Annotated in this window: 11 protein-coding genes; 9 read left to right on the plus strand and 2 right to left on the minus strand. The window is 65.8% G+C overall.

The features are described from left to right. Positions 1-36: 36 nt before the first annotated feature. Together R6258_RS12105 and R6258_RS12110 are read right to left on the minus strand one after the other, a co-directional pair. The gene (locus R6258_RS12105) at positions 37-1,248 is read right to left on the minus strand and encodes a hypothetical protein (RefSeq protein ID WP_318450593.1); all 1,212 of its coding nucleotides are present in this window, start codon (positions 1,246-1,248) and stop codon (positions 37-39) included. Further along, complete coding sequence (locus R6258_RS12110) at positions 1,214-1,624, minus strand: hypothetical protein (protein ID WP_318450595.1); 411 nt, start codon at positions 1,622-1,624, stop codon at positions 1,214-1,216. Before R6258_RS12110 ends, R6258_RS12105 begins: the two co-directional genes overlap by 35 nt. 686 nt (positions 1,625-2,310) lie before the next feature. On the opposite strand from R6258_RS12110, the gene R6258_RS12115 reads away from it, so the two are divergent. From R6258_RS12115 to R6258_RS12155, 9 genes are all read left to right on the plus strand, one after another. Then, on the plus strand, positions 2,311-3,171 hold the full coding sequence (locus R6258_RS12115) for an SHOCT domain-containing protein (RefSeq protein WP_318450597.1): 861 nt from the start codon (positions 2,311-2,313) through the stop codon (positions 3,169-3,171). 445 nt (positions 3,172-3,616) lie between these two features. Next, a complete protein-coding gene (gene glgA, locus R6258_RS12120; protein WP_318450599.1) occupies positions 3,617-5,227 on the plus strand; it encodes a glycogen synthase GlgA in 1,611 nt (536 codons plus the stop codon). A gap of 88 nt (positions 5,228-5,315) precedes the next feature. After that, positions 5,316-6,605 carry an alpha amylase C-terminal domain-containing protein gene (locus R6258_RS12125; RefSeq protein WP_318450600.1) on the plus strand — a complete coding sequence of 430 codons (1,290 nt, stop codon included), beginning with the start codon at positions 5,316-5,318 and terminating at the stop codon, positions 6,603-6,605. After that, positions 6,602-8,413, plus strand: a complete 1,812-nt coding sequence (gene treZ / locus R6258_RS12130) for a malto-oligosyltrehalose trehalohydrolase (RefSeq protein ID WP_318450602.1) — start codon at positions 6,602-6,604, stop codon at positions 8,411-8,413. The genes R6258_RS12125 and treZ overlap by 4 nt, the downstream gene beginning before the upstream one ends. Next, the gene (gene malQ / locus R6258_RS12135; RefSeq protein WP_318450605.1) at positions 8,410-10,539 is read left to right on the plus strand and encodes a 4-alpha-glucanotransferase; all 2,130 of its coding nucleotides are present in this window, start codon (positions 8,410-8,412) and stop codon (positions 10,537-10,539) included. The genes treZ and malQ overlap by 4 nt, the downstream gene beginning before the upstream one ends. Further along, positions 10,536-13,334, plus strand: coding sequence for a malto-oligosyltrehalose synthase (gene treY, locus R6258_RS12140; protein WP_318450607.1), 2,799 nt, complete (start codon positions 10,536-10,538; stop codon positions 13,332-13,334). The genes malQ and treY overlap by 4 nt, the downstream gene beginning before the upstream one ends. 85 nt (positions 13,335-13,419) lie before the next feature. Next, positions 13,420-13,977, plus strand: a complete 558-nt coding sequence (locus R6258_RS12145; RefSeq protein ID WP_318450609.1) for a DUF2934 domain-containing protein — start codon at positions 13,420-13,422, stop codon at positions 13,975-13,977. A gap of 92 nt (positions 13,978-14,069) precedes the next feature. Further along, positions 14,070-16,262 carry a glycogen debranching protein GlgX gene (gene glgX / locus R6258_RS12150; RefSeq protein ID WP_318450611.1) on the plus strand — a complete coding sequence of 731 codons (2,193 nt, stop codon included), beginning with the start codon at positions 14,070-14,072 and terminating at the stop codon, positions 16,260-16,262. Positions 16,263-16,343: 81 nt separating this feature from the next. Beyond that, positions 16,344-18,377 (plus strand): alpha-1,4-glucan--maltose-1-phosphate maltosyltransferase, encoded by a 2,034-nt coding sequence (locus tag R6258_RS12155; RefSeq protein WP_318450613.1) that lies wholly within the window; start codon positions 16,344-16,346, stop codon positions 18,375-18,377. The last annotated feature ends 12 nt before the right edge of the window (positions 18,378-18,389 follow it).

Below are 18,389 nucleotides of genomic sequence, written 5' to 3' on the forward strand. Positions count from 1 at the left end.
CCTCTTCTTGCTGTCAGGAACTGGCTACAGGGACGTTTAAAAACGGAACGAAGCCTGCATCAGGAACAGGTTCCAATACTTTTCCGGGCTGGCATCGCTATCCGACGCCGGCAACCAGCCGGTGCCTTCGATCGCGTGGTATTCGGCGGCCAGCAGCACCTGCGGGTGAAGGCGCCACTGTATCCCGGTCGTCAGGTCCTTGGCATAGCGAGTATAGGCTGGCCCGGCCCCCGCGGTTTCGAAGCGCGTGCCGCTCGGGTCGTCGCGGTCGTTGGTCAGCACGTCGTAGCGCAACAGCCATTGCCAATCGTCCTGGAAGCGCCGGGTGTATTGCAGGTACCAGCTCTCTCCGTTGATATCGAAATTGCCTCTTGGATCGCTGAATCCTTCGAGCGCGATCCGGCGCAACGCGTATTCGGCGGTCAGGCTCCATAACTCATCGGTGTACTGCAACGAGAGGACCCAGGGCTGGAAGTGGAAAGTGCCGTTGCCCGGCCCGGGGTCGCCGTTCCGATAGTCGGCCTCGACGTCGGCGGCACTGAGCGCGGCGGTGACGTGCCCCGCTTCGTGCTCATAGAGCAACTGGCCGATGTACGAGGTCTCGCCGTCGAATGAGCCGGGGCGACCGCCAAGCCCCAGGGCGTCATCGAGGTCGCGGTCGGCCTGCGGATTGCCGACGCCGGCCTGCAGGCGCAGCGTCCCGCTGTCGAGATACTCCTCGCCGTAGATGGACAGGCCATCGGAGGCGAGAGCCAGCGAGCGGGTGCGCTCGAAGTAGATCGACTGCGGCAGCAGGATGCTGGGGCGAGTGAAGGCCACGTCGCGGGTCTGATTGTAGAAGCCGAACGGGTTCTTGAAGCGTCCCAGTTGCACACCCAGGCGTCGCTCGTTATTGGAAAGCCACTCATAGTCGATGACCCCGTGATCGAGCACCGGCTGCAGGTCACTGGCCCCGCCGCCGGTGCGTCGGCTCAGGACCTGGGCGGCCACCAGCACGTCCGGGTGCGGGCGAAACGACAGGTTGGCGCCCAGTTCGGTGTACTGGTAGCTGCCTCCGCTCTCGCTGCTGGGGCCGAAGAAATCATTGTCATCGCTGATCAGCCAGGCCTGGCTGATGAAGCCATGAACCTGCAAGGTGTCCATGACATCGGCGGCCAGGGCCGGCTGACAGGCGAGCCCCGCCAGGGCTGCCAGCGATCCGCGGACCCGGAAACTATTCTGCCAGCGGCAAGACCTGGACACTGTCATCTAGATAACCTCGTTCGATATAACCCAATCCGCCCGGTGTCGTGGCGACCTGCTGCAACATTTCGGCCTGCGAGGCGACGCGTTCGGGAGCCTGACCGGTGCCGGAAAACACCATCCGGTCCCAGGCGAGCCTGAGCTGATGTGGGTAGACGTCCAGCAGGCCCTTGGCGAACCGGGCATGTACCGGATGATCGTCGGGCAGAACCATCACGTGGATCGCCTCGCCGTTGGGGGTGGTGCGCTGGCGCATGGCGAAGATGGCACGTGCCGTATCGCGTGGTATGGCGTCGATGGCGAGCTGCGGATTGGCGATCATCACCACCTCCTCGTCGGCGGCCAGGGCGGCTATGGCATGGCCGAGCAGCGCGATGGCCAAGACGCCGCAGATCAGTTTCGCCAGCCACGCGGGATGGCCTCGCCCCGTTGGGGTCAACACCCTTGCCAGCAAGGCTGCAGGCCTCGAGGCGGGGCGTTTGGTTATTCTGTGCGGCGAGTCTCGTCGCCAGTGGTTCCCTTGACGCTTGGACGACATGCTGGGGCCCTGAGTCTGCAAAAGAAGCGCGATCGGTGTGCCCTGTAGGGCGCTCGATTTTGTAATGTTTTCGCACTCAGCCGCGGTGTCTCCCGCGTTGAATTCGGCATGCTTCGGCCGGCCGATGACTTGGGTCGCGTAAAAGGCCAGCGGGCTGTCGTTTTATTTCGTCATCGGCTAATTATTGAACAGCTTGAATTTACCTTGCCTGCCGCTCGGGACGCTGGCAATAGAGAATGTATGTCAGGCGTTAATTCCTAACTATCATGAGCGCGATTCGCCGTAGGGCGTCGTTTTTCCGAGCGTGGCGCTCGCTTCGTGATCGCTTGGCGAGGCGAAACTTACCAGTTTGCCGGCAATGATGTGAATTTTGTTTAGCAAGAAAGGCTCGGTTGCCATCAATATGACGCATCGGCCATTCCGCATCGCGAGCCGGACCGGCGGTGCCTGAGGAGGGCGAATGTCCTCGGGTTTATTGACTAGACTATCGAGACCGCCCAGGGCGCGATCATTCCAAGGAGGGTGTTGCCATGTCCCGTCTGACCCCCCGGGGAGAGCGTTTCGTCGAGGAATTGGCCCAGCGCCATGGTTTCAGCAACGAGGCGGTCACTCATATGTTGATGGCGTTGCGCGATGGCAATGCCGGCATGGCGCAGTTCTCGCATCCCGAGTTCGGTGGTTACGGTCAGTGGATGCGCGGCGGGATGCTGATGCTGGGCGACATGTTCAATCATACCCTCAAGGCACGGGTCGACGCCCTGTGTGCCGAGATTGCCGATCGGCTCGCGATGGAACCGGAGCTGATGCGGGGCGGCAGTTTCCAGTCGCAGCGTCAGGAAGCGGGGGCGGCGCCAGGCTCCAGCCAGTCTGCGGACCCGGCACGGCCGGCCCGGGCCGCCGGCGAGGACGACGATACTGGCCTGTTCGCCGCCGACCCGGCACGCCACTGGTGGCCCGCCGAGTTGGGCACGCCCAACGCGACCTGCGCGCAGAACCACATGCGCTATGCCTACTTCGCCGATGCCAGGCGACTGGCCATCGAGGTGGGAGGTGTCGTCTGGGTCTACGATACCGGCGAGCATCGCATCGGCGGTTTTTCTTCCCAGCAGCGGGGGGGCAGCGGGTCGATCACCCTGACCAGCCAGTACGGCACCGTCGACCTGGCCCAGCTGCGTGTCGTGTCCCGCAACGGTCAGCCGATGTCGACCGAGCCGGCGCCAGCTGCCCAGGCGAAGCCGGCCGAGGACGACGACCCCTCCGATCGCGCATCCCCTGCCGGCAATGACGAGATTTTCACGGCGCTGGAACGTCTTGGCGATCTCAAGGCCAAGGGCATCCTCAGCGAAGAGGAGTTCGCCGCCAAAAAGGCCGAGCTGCTGGCACGCTTGTGACCGAGGCGCGTCTCAGCCGCGTAGGCCGTCGGGATGAGAACGATCTGCTCATCGCGACATGGTGGGTCGCGTTCAGTCGACTATTCTAAAAGACAGCATCGAAGAACTTCGAGAACGGCGGCAAGGAGAGCCCATGCGTTCGAACTCTATCAATGGCCAACCATTCAGGGCGCGGCGAATCCCTGCGCCTGACGCCCGAGTAAGCCGCGGACGGTCATGGGGCCAGCCTCTTCGTTGCGGCGATAGCGCACAGGTTGCCTTGTCGCTTACTTGGACAGTCGCTACTTGAATACTGGGGTGGCTTCGGAATCCGCTTATAAAGGGAAACCGGCAAGCGCTGCATCGAAAATCATGCGTCGACATGACGGTGATTAATGCTCGCTGAAAACTGAACCATTGTTAAATGGGCCTTGGTTGTAGGGGTTAAACAGGGAGGTAGCCTCTGATGGGCAGTGTGGTCTTAGACGGCGTTTCACGAAAAGTTTGTTCCGCAACATTAAAAGAAGCACCTTATCCCCTTACGGAGATTATTCAGGAAGTTACGCGCGCAAGTATAAATAACGCGCAACCAACCAAATATGACGGTAAGGGTGAAGAAAGTTACAGAATTCTTTTCGTAACGCCCGAGATCGCCGATCTGGTCAAGGTCGGGGGGCTCGGAGACGTTTCTTCGGCGCTGCCACGCGCGCTGAGGGCGAGCCGTGCGGCGCACGACGTGCGGGTATTGGTGCCCGGCTATCGTGAAGTGCTCCAGGCGGGCCATGCCATTGAGCCGGTCGGCAGGCTGCCTGGCCATGCCGACATCCCCGCATGTGACCTCGGCCGGATCAGCTGCCCCGATGGACTGACGATCTACGTTCTGCTCTGTCCCGAACTCTACGAGCGCGAAGGCAACCCCTACTGCGATGAGCTGGGTATCGGCTGGCAGGACAACGACATCCGCTTCGCGCGCCTGGGCCTCGCCGCGGCGGATATCGCCTCGGGCCGGCTAGAGCTCGATTGGCGTCCGCAACTGCTGCACCTCAACGATTGGCCGAGCGCGCTGGCGGCAGGCTATCTGCGCTGGCGGGGCGAGACCATACCGAGCGTCTTCACCATCCACAACCTGGCCTATCAGGGCGTCTATGAGGCCTCGCGCTGCCGGGCGCTGGGTATCCCCGAGGAGGCAATGACCCTCGAGGGACTCGAATACTATGGCCAGTTGTCGTTCATGAAAGCGGGCATCGTCTATTCCGCTCACGTCACTACCGTGAGCGCGACCTACGCGCGTGAGATCACCACCCCGGCGTTCGGTCATGGACTCGAGTCGCTGCTGGCACGCAAGGCGCAAGAGGGTCGATTGCGCGGTATCCCCAACGGCATCGATGATTCCTGGGATCCACGTACCGATGCGCACCTTGCCCAGGCCTTCGCCATGAACGATTGGCGAGGCAAGCGCGCCAACGCCGAGCACGTACGGCGCCTGTTCGGCCTGACGGTTAGCCAGGGGCCGCTGTTCGCCGTCGTCTCGCGCCTGGTGCACCAGAAGGGACTCGACCTGACCATCGGCGCGGCGGAATCGATCGTCCGCGCAGGCGGACAGATCGTCTTCATCGGACGCGGCGAGCGTAGCGTGGAGGGCGCCCTGTGCAACCTTGCCGCGCGCTTTCCCGGCGCGATCGGCGTGAACATCGGTTTCGACGAGGGCGAGGCGAGGTGCATCTATGCCGGCAGCGACTTCCTGCTGATGCCGTCACGCTTCGAGCCCTGCGGTCTCAGCCAGATGTATGCCCAGCGTTTCGGCTCGCTACCGATCGCCCACCGCACCGGGGGCCTGGCCGATACCATCGAGGACGGGGTCAATGGCTTCCTGTTCGGCGACCTGACCCTCGACAGCTACATGCAGGCGATCAACCGGGCCTTCCGCGTCTTCCGTGCGACCGACCTGTTCTACGCCATGCGGCGCGCGGCAATGGCCGGTCGCTACCATTGGCGCCAATCCATAACCCCTTACAGCGAGCTGTACCGTGCGACTCTGAATGAGACGGAGGTCGTTCATGCTCAGGCTGTTGGTTGATGGGGCAGGCCATCCTGGGGCAGGCCATCCTGGGGCAGGCCATCCGGGGCTAGCAACGCCACCGTGCTTTGCCGGTGGGTGCTGGGCGATGGTCGACGAGCCGCAACGGCTGCATCGCCCGCCAGTGCAGTACCGCTGGCATGATGAGGTCTGGTTGCGCCAGCGCAGCCGCGATGATGCCGCGACGTCGCCGGTGTCGATCTATCGGCTCGATCCTGCCGCCTGGCGGCTGAACCACCAGGGCGCGCCGCTTGCCTGGGAGGCGTTGGCCGAGCGGCTGGTGCCCTACGTGGCGGACCTGGGCTTCACGCATGTCGAGCTGGCGCATGTCGATATCGACACGGCGACGCTTGGTCCAATTTTCGCGGGCTTCGTCGATGCCTGCCACGAAGGGGGCATCGGCGTGCTTCCCGAGTGGCGTGTCGTTGCGGCTGACGAGACGGCGCTCGAACGGGTGCTGACTCGTATCGAGGACTATCATCTCGACGGCCTGCATCTGTCGACGGATGGCGAGGACGCTGCCTGCCGGTCACGCGATGCGCTGATACAGGCGCTCATCGAGCGCTATCCGGACCTTCTGTTGCTTGCCGACAGCGCATCGGCGGTTTCGTCGGCGCATGTGCTGATCTGCGCGACGGCCTGGCCGCAAGTGACCCTGACCTACCTGAGCGAGCCGCCCGAACAGCGCGGACGGCAACACGCCGTACTCGTCGATAGCCTCTCGCGGGCTTTCGATAGGCATTGGCTGTTGCCGCTGGCCGACGCTGACTCCGCCGAGGGACGCGACTCCTGGCTCGGCAGGATGCCCGGCGACACCTGGCAGCGGTTCGCCAATCTGCGCGCCTGGCTGGGCTTCATGTGGACGCATCCCGGCAAGAAGCTCCTGGGCATGGGGGCCGAGTTCGCCCAGGGCCGGGGATGGCAGGCGCTGGGCACACTCGACTGGGGGCTGCTCGACGATCCCTCCCACGCCGGCATGCTGCGTCTGGTGGCGGATCTCAATCGGCTCTACGTGAACGAGCCGGCCCTGCATGTCCGCGACACGCAGCCCGGCAGCTTCGCCTGGGTGGTGGGGGACGATGCCACCAACAGCGTGATCGCCTTCCTGCGCTATGGTCCCGAGGGAACGGCCCCGTTGCTGGCGATCGCCAATTTCACGCCGCGTGTCCTGACGGGCTATCGCCTGGGCGTGCCGGCCCTGGGGACCTGGTACGAAGTACTCAATAGCGACAGCACGTTCTATGGCGGCTCGAACGTCGGCAATGCGCATGGTGTCAGGGCGCAACTTTCGTCCAGCCATGGCTATCCGGCCTCGCTGGAGCTGACCTTGCCGCCGCTGGCCACGCTGCTACTCAGACAAGGGGACTGGCCCGCATGAGAGACGAGCTACCACAGGCCACGTTCACGCCGACCTACGGTGCCCAGCCGATCGACGACGAACGCACCCGCTTCGTGCTCTGGGCGCCCAGCGCCCGTGCGGTGAATGTCGAGGTGGAAGGGCTGCCCAGCCAGGCGATGCGGGCGACCACGGACGGCCACTACGAGGCCGAAGTCGCCTGCGGGCATGGCGCGCGCTACCGCTATCGGGTATTCGGCGCGGCCGACGAGGAGGGCACGCCGGTGCCCGATCCCGCCTCGCGGGCCCAGCACGGCGACATCGATGGGCCCAGCCTGGTCGTCGACCCCCGGCATTATCGCTGGCGGCACAACGACTGGCAGGGTCGTCCGTGGCAGGAGACGGTGCTCTACGAACTGCACATCGGCACGCTGGGCGGTTTCGACGGCGTACGCGAGAAGCTGGCTTACCTGGCCGACCTGGGTGTCACGGCCATCGAACTCATGCCCGTCTCGGAATTTCCCGGCGGCCGCAACTGGGGCTACGACGGCGTGCTGCCGTATGCCGTGGAAGCCTCCTACGGCAGCCCCGACGACATGAAGGCGCTGATCGACGAGGCCCACGCGCATGGCCTGCAGGTCTTTCTCGACGTGGTCTACAACCACTTCGGGCCTGACGGCAACTATCTGGCGACGTACGCCGACACCTTCTTTCGCGACGACCTGCAGACCCCCTGGGGGCCGTCTATCGATTTCCGCGGCCCCCAGGTGCGGCGCTACTTCATCGACAACGCCTTGATGTGGCTTCAGGAATATCGCCTCGACGGGCTGCGTTTCGATGCCGTGCACGCCATCAGCGAGCGCGACTTCCTGGTCGAGATGGTCCGCGAGATACGCAGCCATGTCGATCCCCAGCGCCACGTGCACCTGGTGCTGGAGAACGAGGGCAACAACGCCAGCCTGCTCGATGCCGACCACTACACCGCCCAGTGGAGCGACGACTGGCATAACGTCATGCACGTACTGCTCACTGGCGAGTACGAAGGCTATTACGCGGATTTCGTCGAGGACGCCACGGCCAAGCTGGTGCGTTGCCTGAGCGAGGGCTTCATCTATCAGGGCGAGCGCTCGCGCCATGGCCATGTGCGCGGCGAGCCCAGCGCGCACCTGCCGACCAGCGCCTTCGTCATCTTCCTGCAGAACCATGACCAGACCGGCAATCGGGCTCTCGGCGAGCGCCTGAGCGTACTGGCCGACCCCGACGCCCTGGCCGCCGCCAACGTGCTGCTGATGCTGTCGCCGATGATGCCGCTGCTGTTCATGGGTGAGGAGTGGGGCTCGACACGGCCCTTCCTGTTCTTCACCGAGCACCGCGACGCGCTGGCCGATGCGGTGCGCGAGGGGCGGCGCTCCGAGTTCGCCGATTTCAGCGCCTTCCAGGACGAGGCCACGCGGAGTCGCATTCCCGACCCCAATGCGCTCGAGACCTTCGAGGCCTCGATCCCCGACTACGAGTTGCGTGAAACGCCGCCGCACGACGCCTGGCTGGAGCGGACCCGAACCCTGCTGAGTCTGCGTCACCAGCACATCGTGCCGCGCCTGCCCGGTACGCGCTCCCTGGGTGCCGAGGCGCTGGGCGACAAGGCCGTCGTGGCTCGCTGGCGGCTGGGCGATGGCAGCCGGCTGACCATTGCCATCAATCTCGGCGGGAATGACCTGGCGGCGCAGGATCTTGGCGGCGCTCGTTGCCTGTTCGAATCGCGTCCGGACATGGAAAGCGCCGCGAAGGAAGGGCGCCTGATGCACCATGGCGCCGCAGCCTGGCTGGATGCCGAGGAGGCCACCCCATGAGCGACGCTCGACTCCGTGAGCTTGCCGACGCCGCGGGCATACTCGTCGAGTGGGAGAACAGCGCCCGCCAGCCCTGCGAGCTGTCGCCCGAGACCCAGCGCACGCTGCTCGGCGTATTGGGCTTTCCCGCCGATGACGCCGCCGCGATCGAGGCCAGCCTGGCGCGTCTCTCGCAGGGGCGAAGTCCTGGCGAGCCCGCGCAATGGCCGCCGCTGATCACCGCCGACTGCGACTTGCCGGTAACGCTGCCCGGCCCGCTGCCCCAGGGCACGGCCTTCGTGCTGAATCTGGAGAGCGGGGCGCAGCAGCGCGGCGAGCTGGAGCAGGACGGCCGACTGCCGGTCATCGGCGAGATGGGCTATCACCGCCTGCAGATCGCCGGTACCGAGCTGACCGTAGCCGCGGCGCCCAGCCAATGCTTCGGCCCGGCGGATGCCAGTGGCCAGCCCGAGCCGCGGCTGTGGGGCATGGCCGTGCAGCTCTATGCGCTGCGCCGTCCGGATGATGGTGGCATCGGCGACACGCTGGCGCTGGAGCAGTTCGTCCGCCGCGCCGCCGAGCAGGGCGCCGCCACGCTGGCGATCAGTCCGACCCATGCCATGTTCAGTGCCGATACCGAGCGCTACAGCCCCTATTCGCCGTCCAGCCGCCTGCTCGGCAACGCGCTGTACGGCTCACCCGCACGGCTGCTGGGCGAGGAGGCCGTCGCCAGGGCTATCTCAGCCTGTGGGCTGGACGGCGAACTGCGACGCCTGGAAGCCGATGACGAGCTCGACTGGCCCGCAGCCGGACGCGCCAAGCTCGCCTGGCTGCGCCGGCTCTACGACGACCTCGTGAGGCGCGACGACGCCGAGGCGCTGGCGCTGCGCCGGCAACTGGATGACTTCCGCGAGGCGGGTGGCGAGACGCTCGAGGACCACTGTCGCTTCGAGGCACTGCAGGCCGTCCGCGGTCCCGGTTACTGGCGGGACTGGCCGGCGCCGCTGCAGGATCCGGCCGGCGTCGAGGTGGAACGCTTCGCCGAGGAGCACGCCGATGAAGTGGGCTTTCATGCCTTTCTGCAGTGGCAGGTGACACAAGGGCTGGCCCAGGCCCAGGCCGTGGCACGCGACGCCGGGATGGCGGTCGGCCTGATCGCCGACCTGGCGGTGGGTGCCGACGATGCCGGCAGCCAGTCGTGGAGTCGCCAGGGCGAGATGCTCGAAGGCGCGTCGATCGGCGCGCCCCCCGATACCTTCAACGTGCATGGCCAGGACTGGGGGCTGGCGGCGTTCTCGCCGCATGGCCTGGTGCGCTCCGGCTTTCGCACCTTCATCGACATGCTGCGCGCCAGCTTTCGTTACGCCGGGGGGCTGCGCATCGATCATATCCTCGGCCTGCTGCGCCTGTGGCTGGTGCCGCATGGCGCGTCGCCCGCCGAAGGCGGCTACGTGAGCTACCCGCTGGACGACCTGCTGCGGCTGGTGGCGCTGGAATCCTGGCGGCATCGCGGCATCGTCGTCGGCGAGGACCTGGGCACCGTGGCGCCGGGGTTCAGCGAAAAGCTCGCCGAACGCGGCATCCTCGGCATGCAGGTGCTGTGGTTCGAGCAGGACGACGACGGTGACTTCCAGCCCGCCCGACAATGGTCGAATTCGGCGATGGCGACCACCTCGACCCATGATTTGCCCACCGTGGCCGGCTGGTGGGCCGGGCGCGACATCGACTGGCGCAGCCGATTTGATCTACTCGGCGACGATCAGGATGCCGAGAGCGAGCGCCAGGCGCGTGGCGAGGCGCGTGCCAAGCTAGCTGGTACCCTGGAACTGCTCGGCAACGTGTCGCGTCCCACCGCTCTGCAAGCGGCGGACCTGCCGGCCTCGCAGGTACTGGATGCCTGTGCCCGGCATATCGGACGCACCCCCTCGCCACTGGCGATCCTGCCGGTGGAGGATGCGCTGGGGCTCGAGGAGCAGGCCAACCTGCCCGGCACGCTGGACGAACACCCCAACTGGCGGCGGCGCTGGATGGCCGAGGCCGATGCCTTGCTGGCGCCTGACGAGGTGCGCCATCGTCTCGGTGAATTGCAGCGTGCTCGAGACATTTCGCGACAGCTCGCAAACGCGCCTTCGGAGCCCAAGTCATGAAGGACATTCGTGCGACCGTACGACTGCAGTTTCATGCCGGTTTCACCCTCGACGACGCGGTGCAATGGGTCGATTATCTTGCCGATCTCGGCGCAAGCCATGTCTATGCCTCGCCGCTACTGGCCTCAAGGGCCGGTTCGACCCATGGCTACGACGGCATCGACCCGACGCGCATCGACCCGGAAATCGGCGGCGAGGCGGCGCTCGAGCGACTGGTGACGAGCCTGTGGGCGCGGGGCATGGGCCTGATTCTGGATATCGTGCCCAACCATGTGGCGGTGGGCGGCTCGGAGAATCCGTGGTGGCAGGAGGTGCTGGCGTGGGGACGCGACAGCCCCTACGCCGATTTCTTCGACATCGACTGGCAATCGCCCGACCCGTTGCTCGAGGGGCGCCTGCTGGTGCCGTTCCTGGGCGCGCCTTACGCTGAGGTCCTGACCTCGGGGCTGCTCAAGCTGGAATACGTGCCCGAGTCGGCGAGTTTCAGCCTCGCCTATCACGAACATCGCTTCCCCATCGATCCGCGCCGCTACGGTGACATCCTGCGCCACGCCGAGCAGGGCGCACTGCACGACCTGGCGGCGCGGTTCGAAGACTTGCAGGCGCGTCAGGACGCCTATACCGCCATCGAGGAACTGCGCCGTCGGCTGCGCCACGCCCTCGAGGACGAGTCGGCTAGGGCCGCGCTGGACCAGGCGCTGGAGCGCTTCGCCGGCGATACACCGGGTGGGGCGGAGCAGCTGCACGCGTTGATCGAGCGCCAGAACTATCGCTTGGCCTGGTGGCGCACGGCCTCCGACGAGATCAACTGGCGACGCTTCTTCGACATCACCGAGCTGGGTGGCCTGCGTGTCGAGTTGCCCGAGGTGTTCGAGGCGACGCATGTGTTGATCCTGCAGCTCGTCGAGGCGGGGTGGGTGGACGGCCTGCGTGTCGACCACGTCGACGGCCTGGCCGATCCGCGCGGCTACTGCCTGCGCTTGCGCGAGCGTCTCGACACGTTGCAGGCAAAACGACCTGCCGAGGTGCCCGCCCGGGTTCCGTTATACGTGGAAAAGATCCTCGCCGAAGGCGAGCAATTGCATACCGACTGGGGTGTCGACGGCACCACCGGCTACGAGTTCATGAACGAGGTCTCGGGCGTTCAGCACGACCCCGCCGGCGCCATCCCTCTGGGTCGCCTGTGGCGCGAGGTGAGCGGCCGCGCGGATGACTTCCTGGCCGAGGTCCGCCGGGCGCGGGGCGAGATGCTAGACACCGCCCTGGCCAGCGAGTTCGAGGCCTGCGGCCTGGCCCTGCATCGGGTGGCGCGGGCCCGCCGCGAGACCCGCGACGTCACGCTGGGCGCGATCAAGCGGGCCCTGAAGGCACTGGTCGTGCACTTCCCGGTCTATCGTAGCTATGCCGACGAGCATGGCCGCCCGGCGCAGGACGAGCCGTTCTTTCGGCAGGCGATGGCCGGGGCGCGCGACGACCTGAATCCGCCCGACGTGGCGGTGCTCGATCGGCTGGAGCGCTGGCTGGGGGGCGAGGCGCCCCACGATTGCCGGGATGACGAGGAGCGTGCGCTGCGCCAGCGCGCGATCACGCGCTTCCAGCAATTGACCTCGCCGGTGGCTGCCAAGGCCGTGGAGGATACCGCGGGCTACCGCAGCGCGGTGCTCATTTCGCGCAACGACGTGGGCTTCGATCCCCAGAACTTCTGCGTTTCCCCGGCTGAATTCCATGCCGCCAGCGCGTTTCGCCAGCGCCTCTTTCCGCACTCGCTGGTGACCACGGCGACCCATGACCACAAGCGGGGCGAGGACGTGCGCGCGCGCCTGGCGGCCCTGAGCGAGCGGGGCGACGCCTTCGCCGAGCGCGTACGGCAATGGCGCGCCCAGGCGGGCCCGTTGCGACGCAGCGTGGCCAGTGGCGTGGCACCGTCGCCGGGTGACGAATTGATCCTCTACCAGCTGTTGCTCGGTGCCTGGTCGCCGTCGCTCGACCCAGGCGATGACGACGCCATGCGCGAGTTCATCGAGCGCCTCGCCCAGTGGCAGCAGAAAGCGCTGCGCGAGGCCAAACTGCGCAGCCACTGGTTGTGGCCCGACGAAGCCTACGAAGCGGCCTGTCGCGCCTTTCTCGAGGAACTGCTCGGCGAGCCGGCGCTTCGCGATGCGTTGATGGCCGCGGCCCGCGAGCTGGATCTGCCAGGGGCCATCAATGGCCTGGCGCAGGTGACGCTGCGCATGACGGTCCCCGGCGTTCCCGATCTCTATCAGGGGAGCGAGTACTGGGATTTCAGTCTCGTCGATCCGGACAACCGGCGGCCCGTCGACTACGCGGCGCGCCGGTCGTCGCTGGAGCGAGGCGAGTCGCCGGCCGAGGCCCTGGCGCACTGGCGCGACGGCCACGTCAAGCAGGCCCTCGTTCATCGCCTGATGCTGCTGCGCGAACAATGCCCCGCGCTGTTTGCCGAAGGCGACTATCAAGCGCTGTCCGTCGCCGGCGGTCGTGAGGCACATGTGCTGGGCTTCATGCGTCAGCACGCCGAACAGGCTGGGCTGATCCAAAGTGTGCTGGTCGTAGTGCCGCGACTGCCCGCGAACCTGCTGGAAGCGGCTACGCTACCCCATATACCGGCGGAAAATTGGAGCGATACCCAGCTGCAGGTGACGTCGGCGATGCAGGGAGAATGGCGCGATGTGCTGTCGAATGCCTCGCTGCGGCTAGGCGAAGGGCCGGTCCCGATCGGCGAGTTGTTGGGCGTGTTCCCGGTTGCGGTCCTGGTCAGGGATGGCGGGGCGGCGTGACGCACATGCGCAATGATCGCATTGAGAAAGCAATCACGAGGTGCGTAACGAGAGCCGTAACGAGAGTTAAGGGGGGAGCTAAAGGATGGCTGACGACGAACTGCGTATACGCCAATTGGCCTATCGCATCTGGGAATCGGAGGGACGTCCCGAAGGGCAGGAGCAGCGCCACTGGGAAATGGCGCGCAAGATCGTGGCCGCCGAGCGCGAGTCGGGGCGCGATGCGCGGCCCCAAGTGGAAACCGAGCCCGATGACACGGATCCGGATCTGCCCGTGCACGACGATGTGTCCGATCGCGACCAAGGTCGCGACCAGGAAGGCGTGCCGGACACGCAGAGCGAGGCATCGAGTGCTACTACGCCACTGCCCGAGGAATCCGCCACGGTAAAGCGCGCTCGCAGGCCGCGGCGCACCGAAGACAGTGTATCCACGCCCAACGCCACCGATACCGCCACGCCGGGCAGGAGCGCGACCACGCGTTCGCGGGCCGGGGCGGCCAAGACCGCTGACAAGACCCGGTCCTCGACCGCCAAGACGAGCAGCAAGACAGCGGGCGAGAAAACGACCAAGTCCCGCTCGACCGACGGCAATGCCGAAAAGAAGACCAAAGCCAGCGACACGTCACGCAAGCCGAAGAAGTGACGTTGGCTCGGCCAAACCCTGCGAGATGACGGCAGGCAGGGCTGGCGACGGAGCGTTTCGCCAGCCTGCCTTCTGCGCCAAGGATATGTGGAATGACGACCAAGGAAGCGCCGCAGCAGAACGATGAATCATCAACCAACAACGAGCCACCGCTCGTCAGGGACCGGTCGCGGGTGCACGAGGGGTTGCCCTTTCCGCTGGGGGCGACCTGGGATGGACTCGGCGTTAACTTCGCGCTGTTTTCGGCCAATGCCACCAAGGTGGAGCTGTGCCTGTTCGATGCCGAGGGCGAGCACGAGATCGAGCGCATCGAACTGCCGGAATACACCGACGAGGTCTGGCACGGGTACTTGCCGGATGCCCGTCCGGGTCAGCTTTACGGCTACCGTGTGCACGGGCCTTACGCTCCCGAGGAAGGCCACCGCTTCAATCCCAACAAGCTGCTTCTCGACCCCTATGCCCGGCAGATCGTCGGCGAACTGGTCTGGGACGAGGCGCTGTTCGGCTACACCATCGGCCACCCCGAGGCGGACCTGAGCTTCGACGAACGCGACAGCGCCCCGTTCATGCCGCGCTGCCGAGTCGTCGATCCGGCCTTCACCTGGGGGCGCTCACAACGCATCCAGATACCCTGGGACCGTACGATCATCTACGAGACCCATGTGCGTGGCTACACCATGCATCACCCGGCGGTACCCGAAGCGCAACGTGGCACCTTCTCGGGGCTGATGGTCAACGAAGTGATCGATCACATCCGCTCGCTCGGCGTGTCGTCGGTGGAGCTGATGCCGATCCATGCCTTCGTGCAGGATCAGCATCTACTGGAAAAGGATCTGCGCAACTACTGGGGCTACAACACGCTGGGTTTCTTCGCCCCGCACTCGGCCTACCTGGCCGGCGACAGCATCAACGAGGTCAAGGAGATGGTGGCGCGCTTCCATGCCGCCGACCTCGAGGTGATCCTCGATGTGGTCTACAACCACACGGCGGAAGGCAACGAGCTGGGCCCGACGCTCTCCCTCAAGGGCATCGACAATGCCACCTACTACCGGCTGATGCCGGATGACCTGCGCTATTACATCGACGACACCGGCACCGGCAATACCGCCAATCTCAGTCATTCGCGGGTCCTGCAGATGGTCACCGACTCGCTGCGCTACTGGGCGACCGAAATGCGCGTCGACGGCTTCCGCTTCGATCTGGCGACCATCCTCGGTCGCGAGCCGCATGGCTTCGACGAAGGCGGCGGGTTCCTCGACTCCTGTCGCCAGGATCCGGTGCTCAGCCAGGTCAAGCTGATCGCCGAACCCTGGGATTGCGGGCCCGGTGGCTATCAGGTCGGGGGCTTCCCGCCCGGCTGGGCGGAGTGGAACGATCGTTACCGCGACACCACGCGGGCCTTCTGGCGCGGCGACGAGGGCCAGCTGGCCGAGCTCGCCACGCGCCTGATGGCCTCGGCGGACTGCTTCGATCGCCGCGGGCGGCGTCCGTTCGCCTCGGTCAATTTCGTCACCGCCCACGACGGCTACACGTTGCATGACCTGGTCTCCTACGACGACAAGCACAACGAGGCGAACGGCGAGGACAACAACGACGGCCACGGCAACAACCTGTCGTGGAATCACGGTGTCGAAGGCCCCACCGACGATCCGGACATCCATGAACTGCGTCTGCGCCAGATCCGCAATTTCTTCGCCACGCTGATGTTCTCCCAGGGCACGCCGATGATGCTCGCCGGTGACGAGATGCTGCGTACCCAAGGGGGCAACAACAACGCCTATTGCCAGGACAACGAGATCAGTTGGCTGGACTGGAACCTGAGCGGCGATGCCCAGTCGATGATCGACTATCTGCGGCATGTCATCGCCCTGCGCCACCGCTACCCGATCCTGCGTCGTGGGCGCTTTCTGAGTGGCGACTACAACGAGGAGTTGGGGCTCAAGGAAGTCACCTGGCTGACCCCCGATGGCCACGAGATGGATGTCGAGCGCTGGGAGGATCCCGAGGCGCGCAGCCTGGGGGTGCTGCTCGACGGTCGCGCCCGGCCCAGCGGCATTCGCCGTGCCGGGGCCGACGTGACCCTGCTGCTGTTGCTCAACGCGCATCCCGAGGCGATGACCTTCCAATTACCCGAAGTGCCGCGCGGCAGCGGCTGGATGTGCCGGCTGGACACGGCCCTGGCCCTCGAGGAGACCGTCTGCCGACGCGCCTTCGGCGACGGTCATCGCCTGATGGGACGCTCACTGGCTCTGCTGGAACTGATTCAGGATTCGGCCGCGCCGTAATCCGGCATGACCGTGCGGCGCGGTCCGCGCGGTGGCATCGAACAGACTGCAACTCCGCCCCAGGGACGGAAGGAGACGCCAATGACGACGAGTTCATCCCCGCATCGGAGCCCGAATGCGGCCGCTACGCCAGCTCAGCGCGACGACGGTGCCTTGGCGGCGGCGCAATCGCCACGCATTGCCATCGAGTCCGTTCAACCCTCGCTCGAACTGGGGCGTTTTGCCGCCAAGGCGATTGCCGGCGCGCCGGTCGACGTCTCCGCGGTGATTTTCGCCGATGGTCACGATGTGCTGGCCGCCGCCGTGACCTGGTGCGATGACCAGGGCCAGTGCCGACGCGAACCCATGCACCTGGTGCGGCCGCTGGGCAAGGACATCTGGGAGACGCGCTTCACCCCCCAGCGCGTCGGCCGGCACAGCTTCGTGATCGAGGCGTGGTGGGACGTGTTCGGCACCTACCGCGACGAACTGTTCAAGAAGCACCAGGCCGGCGTTCCGGTCGGCCTCGAACTCGAGGAGGGCCGACGCCTGATCATGGCCGCCGCCGAGCGCTCGGAAGGGGAGCTGCGCGAGGCGCTGGAAAGTGTGCTCGAGCGTTTCCAGGCGTGTGGCAGCGATGGCGAGCGGGTCGGCGTCATGCTCGATACCCGGACCGCCCAGTGGATGCATGCCGCCGATGCCCGGCCGCACCTGACGCGCAGCGAGGCGACATATCCGCTCGAGGTCGAACGCCGGGCGGCCCAGTTTGCCAGCTGGTACGAGTTGTTCCCGCGCTCGGAGACCGACGATCCCGGCCGGCACGGCACGTTCAAAGACGTCCACAAGCGGCTGCCGATGATCCGCGACATGGGCTTCGACGTGCTCTATTTCCCGCCCATCCATCCGGTAGGCCGCGCCCACCGCAAGGGCCGCAACAATACACTCACACCCGGCCCGGACGATCCCGGCAGTCCGTACGCCATCGGCAGTCCTGAGGGCGGTCACGAGGCGATCCATCCCGAGCTCGGCACCCGCGAGGATTTTCGCAGCCTGGTCAAGGTGGCGGCCGAGCACGGCCTGGAGATCGCGCTGGACTTCGCCATCCAGTGCTCGCCGGACCATCCCTGGCTCGACGAGCACCCGGGCTGGTTTTCCTGGCGACCGGATGGCTCGATCCGTTACGCCGAGAATCCGCCCAAGAAATACCAGGATATCGTCAACGTCGACTTTTATGCCGAGGACGCGGTGCCCTCGCTGTGGTTGACGCTGCGCGACGTGGTGCAGGGTTGGGTGGACGAAGGCGTGAAGATATTCCGCGTCGACAACCCCCACACCAAGCCGCTGCCGTTCTGGGAGTGGCTGATCGCCGACATACGCGGGCGCGACCCGGAGGTGCTGTTCCTGGCCGAGGCGTTTACCCGGCCGGCGATGATGAAGCGCCTGGGCAAGATCGGCTTCAACATGAGCTACACCTACTTCACCTGGCGCAACACCAAGGCCGAGCTGACCGAGTACCTGACCGAGCTCAACGAGTCGCCGATGCGCGAGTGCTACCGGCCCAACTTCTTCGTCAATACGCCGGACATCAATCCCTACTTCCTGCAGTCCTCGGGGCGCCCGGGATTCCTGATCCGCGCCGCGCTGGCGACCATGGGGTCGGGGCTGTGGGGCATGTACTCCGGCTTCGAACTCTGCGAGGGCGAACCGGTACCGGGCAAGGAGGAGTATCTCGACTCGGAAAAGTACGAGATCAAGCCGCGCGACTATACCGCGCCCGGCAACATCACCTACGAGATCGCCCAGCTCAACCGCATCCGCCGCGAGAATCCGGCGCTGCAGACCCATCTGGGGATCGCCTTCTACCCCGCCCACAACGAGCGTCTGCTTTATTTCGGCAAGCGCACCGACGACCGGGGCAATTTCATTCTGGTGATGATCAACCTCGACCCGTTCGAGGCCCAGGAGGGGCCCTTCGAACTGCCGCTATGGGAGTTCGAACTACCCGACGATGCGGCCCTGCACGTGGAAGATTTGATGTCCGGCCATCGCTGGACATGGCATGGCAAGTGGCAGTCGATGCGGCTGGAGCCGTGGCACTTGCCGTTCGCCATCTGGCGCATCCACCCGGTGCGCTGATCAGTCAAGGAG

The organism is Halomonas sp. HP20-15 (assembly GCF_033446685.1).
In the GTDB taxonomy this organism is placed as follows: domain Bacteria; phylum Pseudomonadota; class Gammaproteobacteria; order Pseudomonadales; family Halomonadaceae; genus Modicisalibacter.

What these genes read in the sequence shown, in the direction of transcription:
- R6258_RS12105 (WP_318450593.1), bottom strand. Translation starts at nt 1,248, where the DNA reads ATGACAGTGTCCAGGTCTTGCCGCTGGCAGAATAGTTTCCGGGTCCGC.
- R6258_RS12115 (WP_318450597.1), top strand. Translation starts at nt 2,311, where the DNA reads ATGTCCCGTCTGACCCCCCGGGGAGAGCGTTTCGTCGAGGAATTGGCC.
- glgA (WP_318450599.1), top strand. Translation starts at nt 3,617, where the DNA reads ATGGGCAGTGTGGTCTTAGACGGCGTTTCACGAAAAGTTTGTTCCGCA.
- R6258_RS12125 (WP_318450600.1), top strand. Translation starts at nt 5,316, where the DNA reads ATGGTCGACGAGCCGCAACGGCTGCATCGCCCGCCAGTGCAGTACCGC.
- treZ (WP_318450602.1), top strand. Translation starts at nt 6,602, where the DNA reads ATGAGAGACGAGCTACCACAGGCCACGTTCACGCCGACCTACGGTGCC.
- malQ (WP_318450605.1), top strand. Translation starts at nt 8,410, where the DNA reads ATGAGCGACGCTCGACTCCGTGAGCTTGCCGACGCCGCGGGCATACTC.
- treY (WP_318450607.1), top strand. Translation starts at nt 10,536, where the DNA reads ATGAAGGACATTCGTGCGACCGTACGACTGCAGTTTCATGCCGGTTTC.
- R6258_RS12145 (WP_318450609.1), top strand. Translation starts at nt 13,420, where the DNA reads ATGGCTGACGACGAACTGCGTATACGCCAATTGGCCTATCGCATCTGG.
- glgX (WP_318450611.1), top strand. Translation starts at nt 14,070, where the DNA reads ATGACGACCAAGGAAGCGCCGCAGCAGAACGATGAATCATCAACCAAC.
- R6258_RS12155 (WP_318450613.1), top strand. Translation starts at nt 16,344, where the DNA reads ATGACGACGAGTTCATCCCCGCATCGGAGCCCGAATGCGGCCGCTACG.